The 24,999-nt window shown below is 60.8% G+C and carries 22 protein-coding genes; 16 read left to right on the top strand and 6 right to left on the bottom strand.

Annotated features, from left to right (window positions below):
• Window positions 1–38 precede the first annotated feature (38 nt).
• Window positions 39–1,967, bottom strand: coding sequence for a transglycosylase SLT domain-containing protein (locus BBI10_RS11280; protein WP_065988582.1), 1,929 nt, complete (start codon window positions 1,965–1,967; stop codon window positions 39–41).
• A gap of 213 nt (window positions 1,968–2,180) precedes the next feature.
• Here BBI10_RS11280 and BBI10_RS11275 point away from each other — a divergent pair, with 213 nt between their 5' ends.
• Entirely contained in the window at window positions 2,181–4,091 is a 1,911-nt protein-coding gene (locus BBI10_RS11275) for an ATP-binding cassette domain-containing protein (protein ID WP_065988581.1), read from the top strand.
• A 69-nt stretch (window positions 4,092–4,160) separates the two neighbouring features.
• On the opposite strand, the gene BBI10_RS11270 is transcribed toward BBI10_RS11275, so the two are convergent.
• Complete coding sequence (locus BBI10_RS11270; RefSeq protein ID WP_065988580.1) at window positions 4,161–4,604, bottom strand: universal stress protein; 444 nt, start codon at window positions 4,602–4,604, stop codon at window positions 4,161–4,163.
• 110 nt (window positions 4,605–4,714) lie between these two features.
• Between BBI10_RS11270 and BBI10_RS11265 the strand changes: the two genes are divergently transcribed.
• The 7 genes from BBI10_RS11265 (at window position 4,715) to BBI10_RS11235 (ending at window position 13,106) form a co-directional block, all read left to right on the top strand.
• The gene (locus tag BBI10_RS11265; protein WP_065988579.1) at window positions 4,715–5,152 is read left to right on the top strand and encodes a hypothetical protein; all 438 of its coding nucleotides are present in this window, start codon (window positions 4,715–4,717) and stop codon (window positions 5,150–5,152) included.
• 571 nt (window positions 5,153–5,723) lie between these two features.
• Complete coding sequence (gene fadB / locus BBI10_RS11260) at window positions 5,724–7,871, top strand: fatty acid oxidation complex subunit alpha FadB (protein ID WP_065988578.1); 2,148 nt, start codon at window positions 5,724–5,726, stop codon at window positions 7,869–7,871.
• A 23-nt stretch (window positions 7,872–7,894) separates the two neighbouring features.
• Entirely contained in the window at window positions 7,895–9,070 is a 1,176-nt protein-coding gene (gene fadA / locus BBI10_RS11255; protein WP_065988577.1) for an acetyl-CoA C-acyltransferase FadA, read from the top strand.
• A gap of 102 nt (window positions 9,071–9,172) precedes the next feature.
• The gene (locus tag BBI10_RS11250; protein ID WP_065988576.1) at window positions 9,173–9,409 is read left to right on the top strand and encodes a DUF1653 domain-containing protein; all 237 of its coding nucleotides are present in this window, start codon (window positions 9,173–9,175) and stop codon (window positions 9,407–9,409) included.
• Between the two features lie 110 nt (window positions 9,410–9,519).
• Window positions 9,520–12,123, top strand: coding sequence for a type I DNA topoisomerase (topA, locus tag BBI10_RS11245; RefSeq protein WP_065988575.1), 2,604 nt, complete (start codon window positions 9,520–9,522; stop codon window positions 12,121–12,123).
• A 149-nt stretch (window positions 12,124–12,272) separates the two neighbouring features.
• The gene (locus BBI10_RS11240; RefSeq protein ID WP_065988574.1) at window positions 12,273–12,794 is read left to right on the top strand and encodes a DUF6586 family protein; all 522 of its coding nucleotides are present in this window, start codon (window positions 12,273–12,275) and stop codon (window positions 12,792–12,794) included.
• A gap of 75 nt (window positions 12,795–12,869) precedes the next feature.
• Window positions 12,870–13,106 carry a hypothetical protein gene (locus tag BBI10_RS11235; RefSeq protein WP_065988573.1) on the top strand — a complete coding sequence of 79 codons (237 nt, stop codon included), beginning with the start codon at window positions 12,870–12,872 and terminating at the stop codon, window positions 13,104–13,106.
• Window positions 13,107–13,204: 98 nt separating this feature from the next.
• Here the strand turns inward: BBI10_RS11235 and sulA are convergent, their stop codons facing one another.
• Together sulA and lexA are read right to left on the bottom strand one after the other, a co-directional pair.
• Window positions 13,205–13,708 (bottom strand): SOS-induced cell division inhibitor SulA, encoded by a 504-nt coding sequence (sulA, locus tag BBI10_RS11230; RefSeq protein WP_065988572.1) that lies wholly within the window; start codon window positions 13,706–13,708, stop codon window positions 13,205–13,207.
• Between the two features lie 11 nt (window positions 13,709–13,719).
• Window positions 13,720–14,328: a transcriptional repressor LexA gene (lexA, locus tag BBI10_RS11225; protein WP_065988571.1), complete on the bottom strand. Its 609-nt coding sequence runs from the start codon at window positions 14,326–14,328 to the stop codon at window positions 13,720–13,722.
• A 228-nt stretch (window positions 14,329–14,556) separates the two neighbouring features.
• Here lexA and BBI10_RS11220 point away from each other — a divergent pair, with 228 nt between their 5' ends.
• From BBI10_RS11220 to BBI10_RS11210, 3 genes are all read left to right on the top strand, one after another.
• Entirely contained in the window at window positions 14,557–15,267 is a 711-nt protein-coding gene (locus tag BBI10_RS11220) for a TetR/AcrR family transcriptional regulator (RefSeq protein WP_065988570.1), read from the top strand.
• Between the two features lie 105 nt (window positions 15,268–15,372).
• A complete protein-coding gene (gene nagZ / locus BBI10_RS11215) occupies window positions 15,373–16,374 on the top strand; it encodes a beta-N-acetylhexosaminidase (RefSeq protein ID WP_208600751.1) in 1,002 nt (333 codons plus the stop codon).
• 9 nt (window positions 16,375–16,383) lie between these two features.
• Entirely contained in the window at window positions 16,384–17,124 is a 741-nt protein-coding gene (locus BBI10_RS11210) for an S-methyl-5'-thioinosine phosphorylase (RefSeq protein ID WP_065988568.1), read from the top strand.
• Between the two features lie 390 nt (window positions 17,125–17,514).
• On the opposite strand, the gene BBI10_RS11205 is transcribed toward BBI10_RS11210, so the two are convergent.
• Complete coding sequence (locus BBI10_RS11205) at window positions 17,515–17,739, bottom strand: DUF6555 family protein (protein ID WP_037011182.1); 225 nt, start codon at window positions 17,737–17,739, stop codon at window positions 17,515–17,517.
• 260 nt (window positions 17,740–17,999) lie between these two features.
• Window positions 18,000–19,142 carry an aldose epimerase family protein gene (locus BBI10_RS11200; RefSeq protein WP_065988567.1) on the bottom strand — a complete coding sequence of 381 codons (1,143 nt, stop codon included), beginning with the start codon at window positions 19,140–19,142 and terminating at the stop codon, window positions 18,000–18,002.
• Between the two features lie 359 nt (window positions 19,143–19,501).
• Here BBI10_RS11200 and BBI10_RS11195 point away from each other — a divergent pair, with 359 nt between their 5' ends.
• From BBI10_RS11195 to araH, 5 genes are all read left to right on the top strand, one after another.
• Window positions 19,502–20,212: a FadR/GntR family transcriptional regulator gene (locus BBI10_RS11195; RefSeq protein ID WP_065988566.1), complete on the top strand. Its 711-nt coding sequence runs from the start codon at window positions 19,502–19,504 to the stop codon at window positions 20,210–20,212.
• Between the two features lie 76 nt (window positions 20,213–20,288).
• The gene (locus BBI10_RS11190) at window positions 20,289–21,167 is read left to right on the top strand and encodes an SMP-30/gluconolactonase/LRE family protein (RefSeq protein ID WP_065988565.1); all 879 of its coding nucleotides are present in this window, start codon (window positions 20,289–20,291) and stop codon (window positions 21,165–21,167) included.
• A gap of 164 nt (window positions 21,168–21,331) precedes the next feature.
• The gene (locus tag BBI10_RS11185; protein WP_065988564.1) at window positions 21,332–22,342 is read left to right on the top strand and encodes a substrate-binding domain-containing protein; all 1,011 of its coding nucleotides are present in this window, start codon (window positions 21,332–21,334) and stop codon (window positions 22,340–22,342) included.
• A gap of 93 nt (window positions 22,343–22,435) precedes the next feature.
• On the top strand, window positions 22,436–23,965 hold the full coding sequence (araG, locus tag BBI10_RS11180; RefSeq protein ID WP_065988563.1) for an L-arabinose ABC transporter ATP-binding protein AraG: 1,530 nt from the start codon (window positions 22,436–22,438) through the stop codon (window positions 23,963–23,965).
• 45 nt (window positions 23,966–24,010) lie between these two features.
• A complete protein-coding gene (gene araH, locus BBI10_RS11175; protein WP_065988753.1) occupies window positions 24,011–24,976 on the top strand; it encodes an L-arabinose ABC transporter permease AraH in 966 nt (321 codons plus the stop codon).
• Window positions 24,977–24,999: the final 23 nt, after the last annotated feature.

The following is a 24,999-nucleotide window of genomic DNA, read 5'->3' as shown; positions in this document are numbered from 1 at the left end:
GTCTTCCCAGCTAAAGCCGGTCCTACGACCGCGCGGCCTTACAAATCATCAAAGAACCGCTCATGCCAGTCCACCAGCGGCTGCGGCGAGTTGAGCTTCTGGCCGTAGATCACCGCGTAAGACAGCACGTTCTGCACGTACTGACGGGTCTCGTCGAACGGAATGCTCTCGACCCAGACGTCGAAGGCCAGGTGGTTGGCGCCCCTCAGCCACTGACGGACACGTCCCGGGCCTGCGTTATACGCCGCCGAAGCCAGCACCCGGTTGCCATTGAACTGCGCATGGACCTGGCTCAGGTACGCGGCGCCGAGCTGGATGTTCTTGTCCGGATCGAGTACCTGCGCCGGCGAGGCCAGAGGAATACTGAATTTGCGTGCGGTCTCTTTGGCCGTCGCAGGCATCAGTTGCATCAAGCCTGCGGCACCGACGCCGGAGCGGGCGTCGTCCATGAACGCGCTTTCCTGTCGCGTGATCGCAAATACCCAGCTTGAATGCAGCCCGCGAACCTGCGCTTCACGCACCAGGGTGTCGCGGTGGGCCATCGGGAAGCGAATGTCGAGGTCGTCCCAGTACTGCGCCTGGCTGATGGTGCGAATCGCCGGGAAGTACCAGTGCATGTCGTACGCCAGTTTGGCCTGGGCAACCATTTCGTCCCGGCTGAAGCGACGGGTGACGTGGTACCACTCGCGGCGACCGTCGACGATCTGCCCGCGATCGTAGAACTCCAGCGCGCGGCGCACACCCGGGGTGTTGCGCACCTTGGTCATCAGCGCCTGACTCATCGCCAACGGCTTGTTGTTGAGCATGTACGGCGTCTGGGTGCGGTCGGCGGCGAGGAAACCGTAGAAATCACGCTCCTTCGCCACCCCTTTGTACAGCCCCGGCAGCAGCGGGCTGTTGGGCTGCGCCAGCTCAAGAGAGCGGGCCTGCCAGTAACGCCAGCGGTTGGTGGTCGCGAGGTCCTGGGGCAGGCGACGGGTCAACTCGTACGCATCACTCCAGCGACCCAGTCGCAGCAACAGACGCAAGCGCCATTCGGTGACGGTGTTGTCGCGCAGGTCCGGATCGTACTTGGTCATGACCTCAAGGGCGCGACCGTCGTAACTGCGGGCCAGGGTCAGGCCGATCTCCTTGGCGATCTGCACCTGTTCTTCGTGGGAGAAATGCAGCACCGGCGCGTAACTGTCGAGCAGCTCCATCGCCCGCTGCGGATCCTGCTTGGCGAGGCGACGCAGGCCCAGCCCGACCACATCGGACATGGCCTCGTCGGCCGGCATGAACTGGCCTTGGTTGTTGACCATTTCCGGCTTCTGCGCCACGGCGATCAGCAAACGGCCTTGGGGCGCGAGGGTGGTCATGCTGTTGACCAGTTGATTGGCCAGCGCGTAGTTGCGCCCCTGGGCGGCGAGCTTGGCACGCTGCCAGCGTTTCTGCTCGGTCAGCTGCCCTTCGACCGCCCACTGGGTGAAGAACGTGTCGCAGGCTGCCGGCAGCGTCTTGCCCGTCATCCAGGTCTTCTCGGCGTTGGCATAGCCTTCCGAGCGCTGGTTATGGCTGAGCTGATAGGAGCCGTACAGGCAGTCGAGTTCGACGAAATTCAGCTTGGGGTCGTAATACTTGACGAAGGGCTGCCAGTCACCGCGCGAGGCCAGCAGTCGCAGCCAGCGCAGCTTCATGTAGTTGGCTTGAGGCAGGTCGCCATGCTCGGCGAAGAACTTTTCGACTTCCTCGTCACTCGCGCTGTTCAGGCGTGCGGTGAGTTCGTCGTAGGCCAGATACGGCTCGAGGGGGTAATCCGCCAGCGCGGCGGCATAGATGCGATAAGGGCCGCTGTCGCCCTTGGCCAAAGCGCGTTTGGCTTCATCGTAATACTGACGCTGGGTGGTGAGATCGACCGCTTGGACGGACTGGGCAGCGGTGGCCGACAGAAGCAGGCAGGACAAAAGGCTGAAGAAACGACTGCGCATGAGACTTCCGTTCAGATGCATCGTGAAAAGTGCGGCTAGCTTAGCCTGTTGCCCGCGCGGGTTGAAGCGCTGCCTCGCCCGTCGTGATGGATGGAAACAAACCCGGCCTACAATCGGCCGGCCACCGGGTCCGGACGACGTCCTGTCATCGATTAGCCGCCCCTCTGCCGGGTTATCTCAGGTAGAATGCGCGCCCGGTTTTTGGAGAAGCTCATGACCCTGCTCAAATTCAGCGATGTGTCCCTTGCGTTCGGCGCCATGCCGTTGTTGGACAAGGTGTCCTGGCAGATCGCCCGTGGTGAGCGGGTCTGCATCATTGGCCGTAACGGCACGGGCAAGTCCAGCATGTTGAAGCTCGTCAAAGGCATTCAGATGCCCGACGACGGCAATGTCTGGCGCGCCCCCGGCCTGAAGATCGGCGAGCTCCCGCAGGAGTTGCCGGTCGCTGACGGCCGTACCGTGTTTGACGTGGTGGCCGAAGGCCTCGACGGCGTGGGCGAGCTGCTCGCTCAGTACCACCACCTGAGCCAGAACATCGTCACTGCCGAAGACCTCGACAAGCTGATGCACGTGCAGTCGGACCTGGAAGCCCGTGACGGCTGGCGCCTGCAGCAGTTGGTGGACAGCACCCTCAGCCGTCTGCAACTGCCGGCCGACAAGACCCTCGCCGAACTGTCCGGTGGCTGGCGTCGTCGCGTGTTGCTGGCCCAGGCGCTGGTGTCCGAGCCTGATCTGCTGATGCTCGACGAACCGACCAACCACCTCGACATCGGCGCGATTGCCTGGCTCGAAGAAGCCTTGAAGGAATTCCAGGGCGCGGTGTTGTTCATCACCCACGACCGGTCCTTCCTGCAGAACCTCGCGACCCGCATTCTGGAGCTCGACCGTGGCGGCCTGATCGACTGGGATGGCGACTACGCCAGCTTCCTGGTGCACAAGGAAGCCATGCTCGCGGCGGAAGAAACCGCCAACGCGCTGTTCGACAAGCGTCTGGCCCAGGAAGAAGTGTGGATTCGTCAGGGCATCAAGGCCCGTCGTACCCGTAACGAAGGCCGCGTACGCGCCCTGAAGGCATTGCGCGTCGAGCGCAGCGACCGCCGCGAACGCACCGGCAAGGCCAACATTCAGCTCGACACCGCAGACAAATCCGGCAAGCAGGTGATGGTGCTCGACAACGTCAGCTTCGCTCACCCGGGCGGCCCGATGCTGATCAAGGACTTCTCCATGGTCCTGCAGCGCGAAGACCGTATCGGTCTGCTCGGCGCCAACGGCACCGGCAAGACCACGCTGCTCAAGCTGATGCTCGACAACCTTCAGCCCACCAGCGGCAAAGTGGAAGTCGGCACCCGTCTGGACGTCGCCTACTTCGACCAGTTGCGTCACCAGCTCGATCTGGAAAAGACCGTGATCGACAACGTCGCCGAAGGGCGCGACTTCATCGACATCGACGGCCAGAGCCGTCACGTCCTCAGCTACCTGGGCGACTTCCTGTTCAGCCCGCAGCGGGCGCGGACGCCAGTCAAGGCATTGTCGGGCGGTGAGCGGGCGCGTCTGCTGCTTGCCAAACTGTTCAGCAAGCCGGCCAACTTGCTGGTCCTCGACGAACCGACCAACGACCTGGACGTCGAGACCCTCGAGCTCCTTGAAGAAGTGCTGCTGACCTTCAAGGGCACCGTGCTGATGGTCAGCCACGACCGGGCATTCCTCGATAACGTCGTCACCAGCACCCTGGTGTTCGAAGGCGAGGGCAAGGTCCGCGAGTTCGTTGGCGGCTATCAGGACTGGATTCGTCAGGGCGGCTCGCCGCGTCTGCTGGGCGTCACCGACAGCAAGTCCGGCAAGTCCGAGCTGGCCACTGCCGTGGTTCAGGCAGCACCCGTCGCGGCGGCCGAAATGCCCGTCGCGAAAAAGAAGCTCAGCTATAAGCTGCAACGCGAGCTGGAAGCGCTGCCCGCGCAGATCGACGGTGTAGAGGCGCAAATGGCTGCGCTCACTGCCGAGATGGCCGAGGCCGGTTTCTATCAGCGTCCTGCAGAGCAAACCACTGCCGTGATGGCGCAGCTGGAAAGCCTGCAAGGCGAACTGGACGGGCTGCTTGAGCGTTGGGCCGAGCTGGACGAGTGATCGGTCACCTGCGGCCATAAAAAAGCCCGGTCCTTTTTCAAGGGCCGGGCTTTTGTTTGCGGGCCTGAATCAGTCGACGCGCTTGACCAGTCGCACAGCCAGTACGTCGCACGGTGCGCCGTGCAGCACGTCATTGGCGGTGGAACCGAGCAGCAGCGACAGACCGTGTCGGCCATGGCTGCCGACAACGATCAGGTCGACCTGGTGCTCCTTCGCCAGGTTGTGGATTTCCTGACGCGGCTGGCCATAGGTGAGATGGCTGTCGCCGGTTTTGACGTCAGGGTATTTGCGTTTCAGCGCTTCCAGCTTTTCCTTGGCCTGATCGAACTGCTGTTGTTGCAGCTGCGACAGGTCCATGGGGACATCGCCACCGAAGGCCATGGCCATGGGTTCGACGATGTGCACCAGCGACAGCTTGGAGCTGCCGGCCAATGCCAGCGCCATGGCTTTTTTGATGACCGGATCGCACTCTTCAGTGAGGTCCACGGCTACCAGGATATGTTCATAGGACATGGGGTTTTCCTTCTGAGGTTTGCGATGGTTTTGATTATGGCTCTTTTCACGCGCCTCTGGCACGCCGATGTGGTCCGCCCGCCGCTTGCCGCCGCGGGGGGCGTACAAATATGACGGTGTGGATCGTTCTGTCAATCATCGCGGTGGTTTTAAGTCCGATGGTCTGGCTGCGCCCGTCGCGCTCCCAGAGCGGCAGAATGGCCATGCGCATGCAGGCGCGTCGAATGGGGCTGGCCATGCAGTTGATCCCCCAGGAGTGGCCGCACTGGTTGCCGACCGAGCCGCCGAGCCCGTGCCCGCAGTATCACCGGCCTCGTACCGCACGTGCGCCCGATGTCTGGGTGTACTGGCAGATGGAACCGGGCGTGTGGCTTAACCAGTGGCGCGAGTTGTGTGAAGATCCGCGGCTGCTTGAGCAGTTCAAGACGCTGCCGGCAGACGTCTACAAGGTGGAAGCGGGCAAGCAGCTGATTGCCCTGTACTGGGCCGAGCGTGGCGAACCCGAAGTGTTGCAGCACATTGCAGCGGTGCTGAAGGCCCTGGCGTAATTCGCCCCGATGCCCGAATCGCGGGCATTAAAAAGCCCGATAACAACATCGGGCCGGGGTTGGCCAGGCAGGCCGTAATTCCTCTGCGGTGCGGTGCAATGCCGCGACCGGGCTCACATGTCGTTTGGTGGCGACGCTTAAATGACCCGTCTTGATGCGCAGTGCGCTGAATGTAGACCTTAATGGTGCATTTGTCTGCTGCCGTGCTGCTTTTTATTCCCTCCGTGCCAATCTTCTCCACGCGCCAGCGCTTGATCAGCGGCTGCCGTTACTGAAGCAATCATTACCTTGAATGGGCCCGTATCAGGCGCGCTTTTTACCTGCGATTTGCCTGTTTTGCCCGCTGTGTGCTGAATTGACAATTGCTGGAATATGGCAGAAGGTAGCCGCACCCAAATCAAACGGGCGTATGAATTGAGCGTTTGCCGTAGGAATGCTCTGACAGACGCTCGAATCGCGTCGACGGGGTGACTGGCGTTTGGTGTTTCGCCTCGACGGCAACGTCGTGCATAGCGCCGGATCTCAGCGTCTGATGCGTATTGTTCAGCTTCCATATCGTGGAGATCAGTTGATGATTTACGAAGGTAAAGCCATCACGGTTAAGGCTCTTGAAAGTGGCATCGTCGAACTGCAGTTCGACCTCAAGGGTGAGTCCGTCAACAAGTTCAATCGTCTCACTCTCAACGACCTCAGTCAGGCCATCGAAGCCATCAAGGCCGACAGCTCGATCAAGGGCGTCATCGTCACCAGCGGCAAGGACGTGTTCATCGTCGGCGCCGACATCACCGAATTCGTCGATAACTTCAAGCTGCCGGACGCTGAACTCGTCGCCGGCAACCTCGAAGCCAACAAGATTTTCAGCGCGTTCGAAGACCTCAACGTGCCCACCCTCGCGGCCATCAACGGCGTCGCGCTGGGCGGTGGTCTGGAGATGTGCCTGGCCGCTGACTTCCGCGTCATGTCCGCCACCGCCAAGGTCGGCTTGCCAGAAGTCAAACTCGGCATCTACCCGGGCTTCGGCGGTACAGTCCGTCTGCCACGTCTGATCGGTGTCGATAACGCCGTCGAGTGGATCGCGTCCGGCAAAGACAACAGCGCCGAAGACGCACTGAAAGTGGGCGCCGTCGATGCAGTGGTCGCCCCGGGCAAACTGCAGGACGCTGCTCTGGATCTGATCAAACGCGCCATCTCCGGCGAGTTCGACTTCAAGGCCAAGCGTCAGCCGAAGCTGGACAAGCTCAAGCTCAACGCCATTGAGCAAATGATGGCCTTCGAAACCGCCAAGGGTTTCGTGGCAGGCCAGGCCGGCCCGAACTACCCGGCGCCGGTCGAAGCGATCAAGACCATCCAGAAAGCCGCCAATTTCGGTCGCGACAAGGCGCTGGAGGTGGAAGCGGCCGGTTTCGTGAAGATGGCCAAGACCTCGGCCGCCGCGAGCCTGATCGGCCTGTTCCTGAACGATCAGGAGCTGAAAAAGAAAGCCAAGGTCTACGACGAAGTGGCGAAGGACGTGAAGCAGGCCGCCGTACTGGGCGCCGGCATCATGGGCGGCGGCATCGCCTATCAGTCGGCGGTCAAAGGCACGCCGATCCTGATGAAGGACATCCGTGAAGAAGCCATCGCACTGGGCCTGGGCGAAGCATCGAAGCTGCTGGGCAAGCGCGTCGAAAAAGGCCGTCTGACCTCCGCGAAGATGGCCGAAGCGCTCAACGCGATTCGTCCTACGCTGTCCTACGGCGATTTCGGCACCGTCGACCTCGTCGTCGAAGCCGTGGTCGAGAATCCGAAGGTCAAGCAAGCCGTGCTGGCCGAAGTGGAAGGGCAGGTGGGTGAAGACACCATTCTCGCTTCCAACACCTCGACGATCTCCATCAGCTTGCTGGCCAAGGCCCTCAAGCGTCCGGAAAACTTCGTCGGCATGCACTTCTTCAACCCGGTGCACATGATGCCGCTGGTCGAAGTCATCCGTGGCGAGAAGTCCAGCGAAGTCGCCGTGGCGACCACCGTGGCTTACGCCAAGAAAATGGGCAAGAACCCGATCGTGGTCAACGACTGCCCGGGCTTTTTGGTCAATCGCATCCTGTTCCCGTACTTCGGCGGTTTCGCCAAGCTGGTCAGCGCCGGTGTCGACTTCGTGCGCATCGACAAGGTCATGGAAAAATTCGGCTGGCCAATGGGCCCGGCGTACCTGATGGACGTGGTCGGCATCGACACCGGCCACCACGGTCGCGACGTCATGGCTGAAGGTTTCCCGGACCGCATGAAGGACGATCGCCGCACCGCTGTCGACGCCTTGTACGACGCCAATCGCCTGGGCCAGAAGAATGGCAAGGGCTTCTACGTCTACGAGACCGACAAGCAGGGCAAACCGAAGAAAGTGGTCGACGCTTCCGTGCTGGAAGTGCTCAAGCCAGTGATCTACGAGCAGCGTGAAGTCAGCGACGAAGACATCATCAACTGGATGATGATCCCGCTCTGCCTGGAGACCGTGCGTTGCCTGGAAGACGGCATTGTCGACACGGCGGCCGAGGCCGACATGGGCCTGATCTACGGCATCGGCTTCCCTCCGTTCCGCGGTGGCGCGCTGCGCTACATCGACTCGATCGGTGTTGCTGAATTCGTCGCCCTGGCTGACCAATACGCTGATCTGGGCGCTCTGTACCACCCCACTGCGAAGCTGCGTGAAATGGCCAAGACCGGCCAGCGCTTCTTCGGCTAAGTGCCCAACGAACAGGTGAAGATATGAGCTTGAATCCGAGAGACGTCGTGATTGTCGACTTTGGTCGCACACCGATGGGCCGCTCCAAGGGTGGCATGCACCGCAATACCCGCGCCGAAGACATGTCGGCGCACCTGATCAGCAAATTGCTGGAACGCAACAACAAGGTTGACCCGGCGGAAGTCGAGGACGTGATCTGGGGCTGCGTCAACCAGACCCTGGAGCAGGGCTGGAACATCGCGCGCATGGCGTCGCTGATGACCCAGATTCCGCACACCTCCGCAGCACAGACGGTCAGCCGTCTGTGTGGTTCGTCCATGAGCGCGCTGCACACGGCGGCGCAGGCCATCATGAGCAACAACGGTGACGTCTTCGTCATCGGCGGTGTCGAGCACATGGGCCACGTCGGCATGATGCACGGTGTCGACCCGAACCCGCACATGTCGCTGTACGCCGCCAAAGCCTCCGGCATGATGGGCCTGACCGCCGAAATGCTGGGCAAGATGCACGGCATCACCCGTGAGGCGCAGGATGCGTTCGGTGTGCGTTCCCACAGACTCGCGCAGAAGGCCACGCTGGAAGGGAAATTCAAGGACGAAATCATCCCGATGCAGGGCTACGACGAGAACGGTTTCCTGAAGATATTCGACTACGACGAGACCATTCGTCCGGAGACGACGCTGGAAAGCCTGGCGGCCCTCAAGCCTGCGTTCAACCCGAAAGGCGGTACGGTCACGGCCGGCACCTCGTCCCAAATCACCGACGGTGCGTCGTGCATGATCGTGATGTCCGGCCAGCGCGCCATGGACCTCGGCATCCAGCCCCTGGCGGTGATCCGCTCGATGGCTGTGGCCGGTGTCGACCCTGCAATCATGGGCTACGGACCGGTTCCGGCGACGCAGAAAGCGCTCAAGCGCGCCGGGCTGAGCATCGCCGATATCGACTACTTCGAGCTTAACGAAGCGTTCGCTGCGCAGGCCCTGCCGGTGCTGAAAGATCTGAAAGTGCTCGACAAGATGGACGAGAAGGTTAACCTGCACGGCGGCGCCATCGCCTTGGGTCACCCGTTCGGTTGCTCGGGGGCGCGGATTTCCGGCACCTTGCTCAACGTGATGAAGCAGAATGGCGGCACCCTGGGTGTTGCCACCATGTGCATCGGTCTGGGTCAGGGCATCACCACCGTATTCGAACGCGTCTAAACGGTGTCAGTGTGCGAGCCGGGGCCTGGTGCCCCGGCTTTTGTTTTTTTCCGGAAATGTATTTTCGCCATTTTTTTTCTTGTCACACCCGAGGTTCCCCGCATGCCGCTACAGCCAGGTCTCTACCGTCACTACAAAGGCCCTGAATACCGTGTTATCGGTGTCGCGCGGCATTCGGAGACCGAAGAAGAAGTGGTGTGCTATCAGGCGCTGTACGGCGAATACGGCCTGTGGGTACGCCCTTTGAGCATGTTTCTGCAGTCAGTTGAGGTTGACGGCGAGCAAGTGCCGCGCTTTGCTTTGGTCCAGGCCGAACCGGATCTTTTTCCCCGGCCCTGAGGCGGGACCTCGCAGCAGCCATTGCTTGACCTCACCTTTCAGCCACTATATATAGCGGGGCCTCGACGGCTCTGACGTCTTTTTTACTCGCATTAGGAATTTTCCGATCCATGGGCAAATCGCTGGTCATTGTGGAATCCCCGGCTAAGGCCAAGACCATCAACAAGTACCTGGGCAACCAGTACGTGGTGAAGTCGAGTATCGGCCATATCCGAGACCTGCCCACCAGCGGTTCGGCTAGCGCCTCCAAAGAGCCTGCTGCCAAGCGCGGCAAGGCCGTGGCCGAAGCGCCCGTCCTGTCGCCCAAGGAAAAGGCCAAGCGCCAGCTCGTGGCGCGCATGGGTGTCGATCCGGATCACGGCTGGAAGGCCAAGTACGAAATCCTTCCCGGCAAAGAGAAGGTGATCGACGAATTGCGCCGCCTGGCCAAAGACGCCGACACCATCTATCTCGCGACGGACTTGGACCGCGAAGGGGAAGCCATTGCCTGGCACCTGCGCGAAGCCATTGGCGGCGACGATTCGCGCTACAAGCGTGTGGTCTTCAACGAGATCACCAAAAAAGCCATTCAGGAAGCCTTCTCGAAGCCGGGCGAGCTCGATATCGACCGCGTGAATGCGCAGCAGGCACGCCGTTTCCTCGACCGCGTCGTCGGTTACATGGTGTCGCCGCTGCTGTGGCAGAAGATCGCTCGCGGTCTGTCGGCCGGCCGTGTGCAGTCCGTGGCAGTGAAACTGGTGGTGGAGCGCGAGCGTGAAATCCGTGCGTTCAACCCGGAAGAGTACTGGGAGATCCACGCAGACCTCGGCACCGCCAAGGGCGCCAACGTTCGCTTCGAAGTCGCTCGCGAGAAAGGCGAAGCCTTCAAGCCGCTGAATGAAGCGACCGCCATGGCGGCGCTGGAGAAGCTCAAGGCCTCGGCCTACAGCATCAGCAAGCGTGAGGACAAACCGACCAGCAGCAAGCCGTCGGCGCCCTTCATCACGTCCACGCTGCAACAGGCTGCGAGCAACCGCCTGGGCTACGGCGTGAAGAAAACCATGATGATGGCCCAGCGTCTGTACGAAGCCGGTTACATCACCTACATGCGTACGGACTCGACCAACCTGTCGGCTGACGCTGTGGCCATGGCCCGCACCTACATCGAAACCGAGTTCGGCAAGAAGTACCTGCCGGAATCGCCGATTGTCTACAGCAGCAAGGAAGGCGCGCAAGAGGCTCACGAAGCGATTCGTCCCTCCGACGTCAACACGCACCCGAGCAAGCTGACCGGCATGGAACGCGACGCCGAGCGTCTGTACGAGCTGATCTGGCGCCAGTTCGTGGCCTGCCAGATGCCGCCTGCGCAATACCTGTCGACCACTGTCAGCGTCGCGGCTGGCGATTTCGAGCTGCGCGCCAAGGGCCGCATCCTGAAGTTCGACGGCTACACCCGCGTGCTGCCGCAAATGAGCAAGCCGGGCGATGATGACGTACTGCCGGACATGGCCCAGGGCGACAAGCTGAAGCTGATCAAGCTCGACCCGAGCCAGCATTTCACCAAGCCGCCTGCACGTTACTCGGAAGCGAGCCTGGTCAAGGAAATGGAAAAACGCGGCATCGGTCGTCCATCGACCTATGCGGCGATCATTTCGACGATTCAGGACCGTGGTTACGTGGCCCTGCACAACCGTCGTTTCTATTCCGAAAAGATGGGCGATATCGTCACCGAGCGTTTGTCCGAAAGCTTCTCGAACCTGATGGACTACGGCTTTACCGCCGGCATGGAAGAAAACCTCGACGACGTGGCCCACGGGCAGCGCGACTGGAAGAACGTCCTCGACGAGTTCTACGGCGACTTCAAGAAGAAACTCGAAGTGGCCGAAGCACCCGACAGCGGCATGCGCGCCAACCAGCCGGTGATGACTGACATCCCGTGCAAGGTCTGCGGCCGCCCGATGCAGATTCGTACCGCGTCCACTGGCGTATTCCTTGGCTGCTCGGGCTACAGCCTGCCGCCGAAAGAGCGCTGCAAGGCCACGGTCAACCTCACGCCGGGCGACGAAATCGCCGACGACGATGAGGGTGAGTCCGAATCTCGCGTACTGCGTGGCAAGCATCGCTGCCCGATCTGCAGCACCGCGATGGATGCGTACCTGCTGGATGAGAAGCACAAGCTGCACATCTGCGGCAACAACCCGGATTGCTCAGGTTACGAGATCGAAGAGGGCACGTACCGCATCAAGGGCTACGAGGGCCCGAGCGTCGAGTGCGACAAGTGCGGCGGCGAAATGCAGCTCAAGACCGGCCGTTTCGGCAAGTTCTTTGGCTGCACCAACTGCAAGAACACCCGCAAGCTGCTGAAAAGCGGTGAAGCGGCGCCGCCGAAGATGGACCCGGTGAAGATGCCGGAGCTCAAGTGCGACAAGGTCGACGACACCTACATCCTGCGCGACGGTGCTTCCGGGTTGTTCCTGGCGGCCAGCCAGTTCCCGAAAAACCGCGAGACCCGTGCACCCCTGGTCATGGAAATTGCGCCGCACAAGGACGAGATCGATCCTAAGTACCACTTCTTGTGCGAAGCGCCGAAGAAGGATCCCGATGGTCGTCCGGCGGTGATCCGCTACAGCCGCAAATCCAAGGAGCAGTACGTGCAGACCGAAGTGGAGGGCAAGCCTACTGGCTGGCGTGCTTTTTACGACGGCGGCAAGTGGAAGGTCGAGGACAAGCGTTGATCGTTTGATCTCGATCCGACTGGTCAGCCCCGACGCTTTGCGTTAAAAGAATCCCTCGGCGTGCTCTTGCGCTCCGAGGGATTTTTTTGTCTGCGGTTGACCGGCCGCAGGCGCGTTGCGATTCACTCATCTCTACAGAGGCCGCTGTCATGGCTCACGAACTCTATACCCGCACCAATCAGAAGATTTTCTTTGCAGGTCTCGCCCTGGAAGCGATGGCCAAGGCCAGAGACAGTCGCGCCATGAACGCCCAAGGGCTTGAGCAGGCCGAGCGTGAGTCCGCGATCTTTCATTTGTATGGTGCGTTGCTGGGGCTGTGCCATGAAATCGCCGGCTATTACCGGCTGCCGCAGGCCAGTACGCCGCGTGCAGAGGACCTGCTGTCACCGAAGGTACTGGAAGCCATCGCCATTCCGGAAATGGGCGAATTGGTCGAGCTCGCCCACAACCGCGAAACGTGGCTGGCGCAGTTGCTGGCTTCGTACCGTGCGCTGTTTATGCCGCCCAGCGCGCCGCGAAAGCCGAAAGGCGATGTCACGCAGCCTTTGATCATTTCAGTGGGCGCCGAAGAAGAGCCTGAGCAGCCATTGACGCGGGAAGAGATGGAGAGCTGGCGTCAGCAGATCAAAAGCCTGGCCATCCGGTTCAGAGAAGGCCTGAGCGAGTGCTGACACGGAGTGATCGATGGGCTAGGGGCTGAGTCGTCTGGCTGTTACAATGCCGGCCTTTCGTGGAGAACTGCTCTGATGCCAACTTCGTTTCTGGAAATTGTTGAACTGCCTGACGGCCGCATCGAATTGCGCCGCGCTGAAGACGAAGGGTCCCTCGTCACGCTGAATTTCTCCGAAGACGCCAAGGCGTTTTTGCAGGGTCAACACGTTGAGGTCGCCAAGGCGATGCTCAGCGTGGGTGTGCAGATGGCAGGTCGGCTGGCCGAAGGTGAGTTGACCAAGGATGAAGACGGGCCGCGCGTCCTGCATTGATCCTCGGAATCTGCCGGTCGCTCACACGCTATCCCGCTTCTCAATCCTCAAGAAGCGCCTACATGCTCTAAATACCCTGAATAGTGCTGCCGACGTGATCAGCCCAGCCGAATGTTGAGGCTCTGCGCGTCGCCGATACGTGCTGCGCTTGCCAGTTGCTGGCGCGCATTGCCCGAGATCGGATTGATCCAGCTGACCACCGTATGGCTGCGGCCCAGGCGCAAGACTTCACGGGTCAGTTCCAGCGCACTCTGGGTTCCTCGCGGGTGCATCAGAATAATACGTTCCCGATTCAAACCGGCGTCACGCAGCCAAGCCTGGGTCACACTGGCAGGCGGTGCCACCAGCGTCAGCCAGCGATCATTGGTGTCTTGGCTCAGCTCACGCAGAATCGGCGCCAGCAAGTTGAGGCAGTTCCCGGCAGCGCCGCGCAAAGACAGTTCACTGAAGACTTCCGGCTCGTTGCTCCAGGGCGACTCGGCAATCTCTGCCAGCGTCGGGACCTGCAGCAGCGGGACGTCGAGCATGGGCAGGCCGGGCGCCATGAATGCTTCGAACAGTGGCAGTTGTGCATGTTGTTGCGGTGTCTGTGGGAGCTGCATCTACGTTCTCCTTATCGACGTATCACGCCGACGCTCAAGCCTTCAATGACAAGATCCTGATCTTTGAGATTCACTTCGATCGGTGCGAAGTCGGCGTTCTCGGCCAGCAGCCAGACCTTGTTGCCCTCACGCTTGAAGCGTTTGACCGTGACTTCGTCGCCGATTCGCGCCACTACGATCTGGCCGTTGCGCGCTTCGCGGGTGGTGTGGACGGCCAGCAGGTCGCCGTCGAGAATGCCGACGTCTTTCATGCTCATCCCGTGTACCCGCAGCAGGTAATCTGCACTCGGGTGAAAGAAGGCCGGGTTGATGGCGAGGGATTCTTCGATGTGTTGCTGGGCCAGGATCGGCGCACCCGCTGCGACGCGGCCAATGATCGGCAGGCCGCTGTCATCGGGTTTGGCTTCGAAGCCGGGAATGCGAATACCGCGGGAAGCGCCCGGGGTCATTTCGATGGCGCCTTTGCGCGCGAGTGCTTTCAAGTGCTCTTCGGCAGCGTTGGGCGATTTGAAGCCCAGCTCCTGAGCGATCTCGGCGCGGGTCGGCGGGTAGCCGTTGTCTTCCAGGCAGCGCTTGATGAAGTCCAGAATCTCGGCTTGGCGTGACGTCAGTTTGATCATGTGCATCGCTCTGGCTTTTTATACAGTGACTGGGATTATATACAGTGCTTGGGTCTTGGCAATGATCCTTTTCGCGACGTCTGTAATCACCCCGTGCAATGAATGGCTACAGGCCCCGGTTTGTATGGTTAAATGCCCGTGACTGACCGGACGGAAAGCGACGCTCAGGGTTGACAGTGCCGGGTATGAAACGTATGTTTCAAACACGTGTTTGTCAGGCGTTGAACCATGGCTCAGTCGGAAACAGTTGAACGAATTCTCGATGCAGCGGAGCAGCTGTTTGCCGAGAAGGGTTTTGCCGAAACCTCGTTGCGGCTCATCACCAGCAAGGCGTCAGTCAATCTGGCAGCGGTGAACTACCACTTCGGTTCAAAGAAGGCCCTGATCCAGGCGGTATTCTCCCGCTTCCTCGGGCCGTTCTGCGTCAGTCTCGACCGCGAGCTGGAACGCCGTCAGGCCAAGCCTGAACACAAACCCACCCTTGAAGAGTTGCTGGAAATCCTCGTCGAACAAGCGCTGGTGGTTCAGCCGCGCAGCAACAACGACCTGTCCATCTTCATGCGCCTGCTGGGCCTCGCGTTCAGTCAGAGCCAGGGCCACTTGCGTCGTTACCTCGAAGACATGTACGGCAAGGTGTTCCGTCGTTACATGCTACTGGTCAATGAAGCCGCACCGCGCATTCCCCCCATCGAGCTGTTCTGGCGGGTCCACTTCATGCTGGGCGCTGCCGCGTTCAGCATGTCCGGTATCAAAGCACTGCGGGCCATCGCCGAGACCGATTTCGGCGTCAACACGTCCATCGAGCAGGTCATGCGCCTCATGGTGCCGTTTCTGGCGGCCGGCATGCGCGCCGAATCGGGCGTCACCGACAACGCCATGCTTACCGCGCAACTGCGCCCCCGGACCAAAACCCCGACACCGGTGCCTGCCAAGGTCTGAGGCCCGTCACCGGCTGGCGGTGGCGGAATTTGCATCACATCCTTCGATCCCTCACCATGCCGGCCTGAGCATTGGTAGTTGAAGGATCTTCCTATGAGTTCTGGCCTGCAAGGCTCCCTGATGGTGGATGTCGCCGGTACCTGGCTGACCTCCGAAGACCGTCAGTTTCTGCGTCAGCCCGAAGTGGGCGGCCTGATCATTTTCGCGCGCAACATCGAAAGTCCACGGCAGGTCCGTGAACTCTGCGCGTCCATTCGTGCCATTCGTCCCGAATTGCTGCTCGCTGTCGATCAAGAGGGCGGACGGGTGCAGCGCTTGCGCCAGGGGTTTGTGCGACTGCCGCCGATGCGCGCCATTGCGGCTCATCCGGATGCCGACAGCCTCGCCGAGCATTGCGGCTGGCTGATGGCAACCGAAGTGCTGGCGGTGGGGCTGGACCTCAGCTTTGCGCCGGTGCTGGATCTGGACTATCAACGCAGTGCGGTGGTCGGCACCCGGTCATTCGAAGGCGACCCCGAGCGGGCTGCCATGCTGGCGGGCGCTTTTATCCGTGGCATGAACGCGGCGGGCATGGCCGCCACGGGCAAGCATTTTCCCGGGCATGGCTGGGCCGAGGCTGACTCTCACGTGGCCATCCCCCATGACGAGCGCAGTCTGGAAACCATCCGCGCCAATGACCTGGTGCCCTTTCAGCGCTTGAGCAAACACCTGGCCGCAGTCATGCCTGCCCACGTGATCTATCCCCAGGTCGATTCGCAACCGGCGGGCTTTTCCCGCCGCTGGCTGCAGGACATCCTGCGTGGCGAGCTGGGCTTCGACGGCGTGATCTTCAGCGATGACCTGTCGATGGCCGGCGCCCATGTTGTCGGTGATGCTGCCAGCCGCATCGAGGCGGCGCTTACTGCAGGCTGTGACATGGGATTGGTCTGCAACGACCGGGCGGCGGCTGAGCTCGCGTTGAGCGCGGCGCAGCGCATGAAAGTCTCGCCTCCTGCGGCGCGACTTCACAGAATGCGCGGCCTGGGCATGGCGTCCACCGAATACCGGCAGCACCCCAGCTGGCTGGCGGCGCTGAGTGCCCTGCGCGCTGCTCAACTGATCGAATAAGGAATCCCCATGACTGTTTACGCAATTATCGGCGGCACCGGCCTGACCCAGCTTGACGGGCTGACGATTCGTCAGTCCCTGTCAGTGAATACCCCGTACGGCACGCCGTCGGGCGATATCCATCTGGGCGAATACGCCGGCCGCGAGGTGATGTTTCTGGCGCGTCACGGGCACCCGCACCGCTTTCCGCCGCACAAGGTCAACTACCGCGCCAACATCTGGGCCCTGAAGCAGGCCGGGGCCGAGGCGATTCTGGCGGTCAACGCCGTCGGCGGGATTCATCCCGACATGGGCACCGGCCATTTCTGCGTGCCCCATGATCTGGTGGACTACACCAGCGGTCGCGAACATACGTTCTTTGCCGATGACCTGGAGCACGTGACCCACATCGATTTCAGTTTCCCCTACAGCGCGCCACTGCGGGCTCGACTGATTGCAGCACTGGCCGCTGAAGGGTGCGCCCATAGCGACTTCGGCGTGTACGCCTGCACCCAGGGCCCGCGCCTGGAATCCGTGGCCGAGATCGCGCGTCTGGAGCGCGACGGCTGTGACATCGTCGGCATGACCGGCATGCCGGAAGCGGCCTTGGCCCGTGAGCTCGAGCTGGAATACGCCTGCCTGGCGCTGGTGGTGAATCCGGCCGCCGGCAAGTCGGCAGCGGTCATTACGATGGCGGAAATCGAGCAGGCGCTGCACGACGGGATTGGCAAGGTCAAGGCCACACTGGCAAGGGTACTCAGCGCCGCTTGAAGCAGGCTGTTGTCGGGATGGACAGGATTTTTTTTAGAAAGCTGGCTAGGCTGGAGAGGGCAATAAAGTCAACGCCATTTCGTTGAAAAAGTTGTCCACGGAAAGCGTGAATATCTCTGTGGATAAGTTTCTGTAAGCCTGTAGTTGCAAGGCTTTAGCTGCAATGGTCGTTTAATGATCAGGTTTGCTAATGGCGTCGATGGGGCGAGCTAATCGTCAGAATTCTCTTCGGATCAGGCCTGGACTGAGCGGGTTAACGCGGGGGAGGGATGGGCCGACGGTATGCCCGGCAGGACGACGACAATGACGCCCTGCCAAGGCAGATTCCCGTAGGGAGCAATCAGGTGGTTAAGCGAACAGGTTAGCGGGTAAGAAGTCCTGATCAGCTGATCAGGACTCGGCCCACTCAACATCGGTCAGACCCAGTTGCTCGGCTTTTGGCTTGGTCACTTTAGGGACTCGGTCCGAGCGGTATTTTGGAATCTGACCGAACCCGGCATCCACCGAGGCCCAGTGCCAGGCCGACGCGTTGTCCATGGCTTCGGCGCTGATGTAAAAGCTTTTGTAACTGCCGTGCAGCAGATAATCGATTCTGAAATGCTTGTACTGTGCCACGCTTGCAAACCTCCCTATCAGTCACTCTCTTTGTAACTGAGTCGTCACCGCCGGGAAAATTCACTCGAAATTACCGTTCTAAGCCAAACGGTTAGCTTTAGTACAGAACGGTGAGCGAATCGTCGGCCACCCTCACAAATGGATGGCAAACCCCCGGTGTTGAGCGGTTTCAGCGGCGCCATGGCGGCATGAAGCAGGACGCGATGCGGCGGGGACGACGATGAAAGCCGTCCTGCCGCACCGTTTTTACACTCAAATGGTTACTTGTTCAGGAATTTGAACACAGTGGTCTGAGTGTAAGACTTGCCCGGGTCCAGGCGAGTGGAAGGGAAGGCTGGCTGATTGGGCGAGTCCGGGTAGTGCTGGGTTTCCAGGGTGAATGCGCCCCAGTGCGGGTAGATCTTGCCGCCTTTGCCTTTGACGGTGCCGTCGAGGAAGTTGCCCGTGTATAGCTGAACGCCGGGCTCGGTGGTGAAGAGCTGCAAACGGCGACCGGACTTCGGATCGACCACGTCCGCTGCCAGATTCGACAGCTTGCCCTTGGTGTCGAGCACCCAGTTGTGGTCGTAGCCGCCCTGCGTGGCTTCGGCGAACTTGAGCTGCACGTTGTCTTCACGGATGCGCTTGCCGAATGCGACAGGCTTGAGGAAGTCCAGCGGTGTGCCCGCCACAGGCGCCAGCTCACCCGTCGGGATCAGCGTCTCGTTCACCGGCGTATAGCGTGCTGCGTGCACCACGGCCACCTGGTCGAGGATGTCACCGTTGCCAGCGCCGGCCAGGTTGAAGTAGCTGTGGTTGGTAAGGTTGAGCACGGTCGGCTTGTCAGTTGTGGCGTGGTACTGAATGCGCAACTCGTTCTTGTCGTTCAGGCTGTAGGTGACTTCGGTTTTCAACGTCCCGGGGAAACCCATCTCGCCATCGACGGAGACATAGGTCAGCTTGACCCCGACCGAGCCTTTGTCCTTGACCTCTTCTGCCTTCCAGATCTGCTTGTCGAAGCCTTTCGGGCCGCCATGCAGGGAATTGGTCTTGTCGTTCAGCGGCACCTGATAGCTCTTGCCATCCAGGGAGAACTTGCCGCCGGCCAGGCGATTGCCGAAGCGGCCGATGGTGGCGCCGAAAAACGCGGTGCCTTTGACGTAGCCGTCCACGTCATCGAAGCCCAGGACCACGTCCTCAGCCTTGCCGTGCTTGTCCGGTACCAGCAGCGACTGCAGCGTGCCGCCGTAAGTGATCACGGTCGCCTGCATGCCCTGGCTGTTGCGCAGGGTGTATTTCTCGACCGGGGTGCCATCGGCGAGTTTGCCGAACGCACCGTGTTCGGTGGTCAGTCCGGCGGCGTGCACTTGCAGGGCGGCGGCCATCAGCGACAGGCCTAGGGCAGGTATGAGCGTCTTTCTCATTGCGTTGATCCTTTCTTCTTATGGGAGGTAGTTATGAGCATGTTGCTGTGGACGTTGTCGCGGGTCCCGCTCAGGGCAGCACCCTTGTTGCGCGGGATGCTGCAGCCCGTCGCCACCGAAGAAGGCGCAGCGACGGCTGATTGGTCATACTATTTGAGCCGGTCGGCCCTGATATTTCGAGTTATAGATCAAAAGCACTCGCTTTAAAAATAAATTGTAATACTATTTGGCGAAAGGCCGTGTCGGTTACGACCCGGGAAGGTCTAGCCCAGGATTGCCCGTCTGTACAGGCGTTTGACTCCTAATCGTATGATCATTAGCCTCGATTTGCGGAACACAACGCAGACAGGGGCGGATCAATGAGCAGCAGTTTTCACGCGTCGACGGTAGACCGTCTGGGAGCCTGGATTGCTCAAGGCAATGTAACGCCGGGCCAGTCGCTGAAGGTTGAAGCGGCATTGGGTGAAGAATTCGGGGTCAGCCGTACGGTGATTCGCGAAGCCATCAAAACACTGGTGGCCAAAGGGTTGCTGGAGGTCGGGCCCAAAGTGGGTACGCGGGTCATGCCGGTACGCAGCTGGAATCTGTTCGACCCACAAGTCGTGGGCTGGTTGGCGGCCAAAGGCCTGCCCCAGAGTTTTGTGCTGGACCTGCTAGATTTGAGGCGCGCCATAGAACCGATGGCGGTGCGTTGGGCCTGTGAAAGGGCGACACCGGAGCAGATTGCCGGGATTCAGGCGGCCTATGCGCGGCTTGCGGCCAGCGTCGCGGACCCGAGTGATTACAACGCTGCGGACCAACGTTTCCATGAAGCGGTGCTGGCGGCCAGTCATAACCAGTTCATCGAGCAGATGTTGCCGGCACTGGGCGCCTTGCTGGCGATCTCGTTCGAAGTGTCGTCGGGGGTGCCCGGAGAGCTCGGCAGAACCTTGCCGCTGCATAAGGATCTGGCGGATGCCATCGCCAACCGGGATTCGGCGCGGGGTGTCTGGGCTTGCATGAGCCTGATTGAAAACGCGGGTGAAGTGATTGCGCGTTCACGGGAGCAACCGCTGGCGCGCGAGTCCTGAACAGGCCAGTTTGACGTTCTACAGGTGAGCTTTTTGAGTGGCTCACGGACCTACAATAATAAGCAGGAAATTGTTCATGAAATGGCTGCCGGTCTGTGACCAGCGTTTCAAATTGGCCGAAGGGCCGTTCTGGGATCATGCCCAGCAGGCGTTGTACTGGGTCGATATCGCCGGCTTCCGTGCGTTGCGCCTGCATGCAGGCACGCTGTCCCACTGGCAATTCAGCGAGCCGGTTTCGGCCTTCATCCCCACCACGCAAGGTGATGCGCTGGTCACCCTGGCCAGCGGCGTCCATCGTCTCGACCTTGATTCCCCGTTCCATCAGCCCGTTGTTTCTCTGCTGTGCGCAGCCGACCCGGTGCCGGGCAACCGTGCCAATGAAGCCCGTTGCGACCGGCACGGCAGACTGTGGCTGGGGACGATGCAGAACAACCTGGACGAGCAGGGCAACGACTTGCCTATCGAGCGTCGCTCGGGCGGGCTTTACCGCGTCGACAGCGATGGCTCGGTCGCTCCTTTGGTCCAAGGTCAGGGCATCGTCAACACCCTGGTCTGGCCGGAAAACGGTTCAGCGGTGCTGACCGCCGACACCCTGGACGGCGTGATCTATCGCTACCCGATCAACGATGATCATTCCCTCGGCGAGCGGGAAGTCTGGGCCCATGAGCATGCTCGCGGCGCACCCGATGGCTCGGCGATGGACGAAGACGGGTTTGTCTGGAACGCCCGCTGGGATGGCGGTTGCCTGATCCGCTTTGCCCCCGATGGCAGCGTTGACCGGATCGTCGAACTGCCGGTCAGTCACCCGACCAGCTGCGTGTTCGGCGGGCCCGACATGACCACTTTATTTGTGACCAGCGCGCGGCCTGCGGAGGGCGCACTGGAGCTGGACGGGTCTGTGATTCAGATGGAAATCGGCGTCAAGGGCATGGCCTCACACCGCTTCGCGGGATGATCCAAACCCTGTGCTAAAGGGGTGTGACACTCGGTTACATAGGCTTCATTGATAATATGATATGACTGTTTTCAGTCGAGCGGCCTGCACTGTTTCCAGCTGTATGCCGCCCCGACACTCACTGCTGAACGCTGTAGCTAGTCAATAAAAATAAGGAGTTAGCTATGTTGAGTCGCCACGGGATTCGTTCCCTGTGCTGTGCTGCTGTTGCCACCGCCATTCTGGGCATGAGCGCCGGTGCATCCGCCGCCGACGCCGAAAAGGTCAAGATTGGTTTTCTGGTCAAGCAGGCTGAAGAGCCCTGGTTCCAGACCGAATGGCAGTTCGCCGAAAAGGCCGGTAAAGAACACGGTTTCGAAGTCATCAAAATCGCCGTTCCCGACGGTGAAAAAACACTCTCTGCCATCGACAGCCTCGCCGCCAACGGCGCCAAAGGGTTTGTCATCTGCCCGCCTGATGTTTCCCTCGGCCCGTCCATCGTCGCCAAAGCCAAGGCCAACGGCTTGAAAGTCATGGCCGTCGATGACCGTTTCGTCGATGCCAAAGGCAAGTTCATGGAAGACGTGCCGTACCTGGGCATGGCCGCGTTCGAAGTCGGCCAGAAACAGGGCGCCGCCATGGCCGACGAAGCGAAGAATCGCAAGTGGGACTGGAAAGAAACCTACGCGATCATCAACACCTACAACGAGCTGGACACCGGCAAGAAGCGCACCGACGGTTCGGTGGATGCGTTGAAGAAAGCCGGGCTGCCTGAGGATCACATCCTCTTCGCACCACAGAAGACCCTCGATGTGCCGGGCAGCATGGATTCCACCGGCGCTGCCCTGCCCAAGCTTCCAAGCGGGGCGAAAAACCTCATTGTCGGCGGCATGAACGACAACACCGTTCTGGGTGGCGTGCGGGCCACGGCGGGGGCAGGTTTCGCACCGGCCAACGTGATCGGCATCGGTATCAATGGCACTGACGCCATCGATGAACTGAAGAAGAAGGAAAGCGGCTTCTACGGGTCGATGCTGCCAAGCCCTGACAAAGAGGGCTATAACACGGCGCTGATGGTGTACGAGTGGGTCACCACCGGCAAAGAACCGCCTAAATACACCGCCATGGATGACGTGACCCTGATTCATCGCGGCAACTTCAAGGACGTGCTGACCCCGCTCGGTTTGTACAAGTAAGCGCGGCAGTCGAGTCGGGACGCCTGGCAATCAGGCGGATATCTGCGAGGCCTCGCTCCACCCGACAAGGGTGGGGCGGGGTGGAGGTGGTTCATGCAACAGGCATCGGTTCAGCAACAGATCCAGCACGGCGGCAGCCTGCGCTTCAACGGGATCGCTAAAACCTTCCCCGGCGTGAAGGCGCTGTCGGACATCAATTTCGAAGCTCGGCCAGGCAGCGTTCACGCGCTGATGGGCGAGAACGGCGCGGGTAAATCGACGCTGCTGAAGATTCTCGGCGGCTCCTACCAACCCAACAGCGGCGATCTGCAGATCGGCGATCAGCACCTGGCGTTCAAATCCACTGCCGACAGCATCGCGGCCGGCGTGGCGGTGATTCACCAGGAACTGCATCTGGTCCCGGAAATGTCGGTGGCGGAAAACCTGCTGCTTGGTCACATGCCCAATCGCTGGGGCATGATCAACCGTCGGGCGATGGTCCGCCGCGCGCGGGAACTGCTCAAAGGCCTGGCCGACGAGATCGACCCGAACACGCGCCTGGGTGATCTGTCCCTGGGTCAACGGCAACTGGTGGAAATCGCCAAGGCCATGTCGCGCAATGCCCACGTCATCGCGTTCGACGAACCCACCAGCAGCCTGTCGGCGCGGGAGATCGATCGTCTGATGGCGATCATCACCCGGCTGCGTGATGAAGGCCGGGTCATTCTTTACGTTTCCCACCGGATGGAAGAAATCTTCCGCGTCTGCGACGCCGTCACCGTGTTCAAAGACGGCCGCTTCGTGCGCACCTTCGAGGACATGGCCGATCTGGACCATGACCGCCTGGTGACCTGCATGGTCGGGCGCGATATTCAGGACATCTATAACTATCGGCCGCGTCAGCACCAGGGGCCGAGCCTGCGGGTGACCGGCCTGATGGGTCCGGGCTTGCAGGAGCCCGCCAGTTTTGCCGTGGAGAAGGGCGAGATTCTCGGCTTTTTCGGCCTGGTCGGTGCCGGTCGGACCGAGATGTTTCGCATGCTGTCGGGGCTCACGCGCAGTCAGGCCGGGACCTTGCAGCTGGAAGGCAAGCCGCTGAACCTGCGTTCACCCCGTGACGCCATCGACGCCGGCATTCTGCTGTGCCCGGAAGACCGCAAGAAAGAAGGCATCGTGCCGCTCTCCAGTGTCGCGGAGAACATCAACATCGGCGCGCGGCCTCGGCACCTCAGCCTGGGTTGCCTGATCCAGGGGCGCTGGGAGCGGGACAACGCCCGGCACCAGATCAAATCAATGAACGTCAAGACGCCTTCGCCCGAGCAGCAGATGCTGTTCCTGTCGGGTGGCAATCAGCAGAAGGCCATTCTGGGCCGCTGGCTGTCGATGCCAATGAAGGTGCTGCTGCTGGACGAGCCCACCCGCGGCATCGACATCGGCGCGAAATCCGAGATCTATCAGATCATCCATAACCTGGCTGCCGATGGCATCGCGGTCATCGTGGTGTCCAGCGACCTGATGGAGGTGATGGGCATTTCCGATCGCATTCTGGTCATGAGTGAAGGCGCCATCACCGGCGAATTGTCCCGGGAAGAGGCTAATGAACAGCGTCTTCTGCAACTGGCATTGCCGCGTACGCGCGGTTGAACCTGGCTATGAAAACTGGCTATGAAAAATAAGAACGAGGTGCGTATGTCTACCGAATCCAGCCTGACGGCTCCCCGCCAAGGCATGAACTTGCGTCGATTCGTCGACGACTGGGCCATGCTCATGGCCGCCCTGGGCATTTTTGTGCTCTGTGCGCTGCTGATCGACAACTTCATGTCGCCGCTGAACATGCGCGGCCTGGGCCTGGCGATCTCCACGGTCGGCATCGCCGCCTGCACCATGCTCTACTGCCTGGCGTCCGGGCATTTCGACCTGTCGGTCGGTTCGGTGCTGGCATGCTCCGGGGTCATTGCCGGGATCGTCATTCGCGACACCGACAGCGTGTTTCTCGGCGTATCGGCTGCTCTGGCCATGGGTTTGCTGGTCGGGCTGATCAACGGCATCGTCATCGCGAAGTTGCGCATCAATGCGTTGATCACCACCCTGGCGACCATGCAGATCGTGCGGGGGCTGGCCTATATCTTCTCCAACGGTAAAGCCGTGGGCGTGGGCGACGAGGCCTTCTTCGTGTTCGGTAACGGTCAGCTGTTCGGTGTGCCGGTGCCGATTCTGATCACCATCGTCTGCTTTATATTCTTCGGCTGGCTACTGAACTACACCACCTACGGCCGCAACACGCTGGCCATCGGCGGCAACCAGGAAGCGGCGCTGCTGGCAGGCGTCCACGTTGATCGGACCAAGATCATCATCTTCGCCGTGCACGGCTTGATTGGCGCGCTGGCCGGTGTGGTGCTGGCCTCGCGCATGACCTCGGGTCAGCCAATGATCGGCCAGGGTTTCGAGCTGACGGTGATTTCCGCGTGCGTACTGGGCGGGGTTTCCCTCAGTGGCGGCATCGGCATGATTCGCCATGTCATCGCCGGGGTGCTGATTCTGGCGATTATCGAGAACGCCATGAACCTGAAGAACATCGACACCTTCTACCAATACGTGATTCGCGGCACGATCCTGCTGCTGGCGGTGATCATCGACCGGTTGAAGCGTCGCTGATTCGGAGTTTCCAGGCGTGCGTT

Origin of the sequence: Pseudomonas graminis (assembly GCF_001705435.1) — a bacterium.
Taxonomy (GTDB): Bacteria; Pseudomonadota; Gammaproteobacteria; order Pseudomonadales; family Pseudomonadaceae; genus Aquipseudomonas; species Aquipseudomonas graminis_B.
Note: the sequence above shows the minus strand (reverse complement) of the source record. Positions and strands in the feature narration are given on the sequence as shown.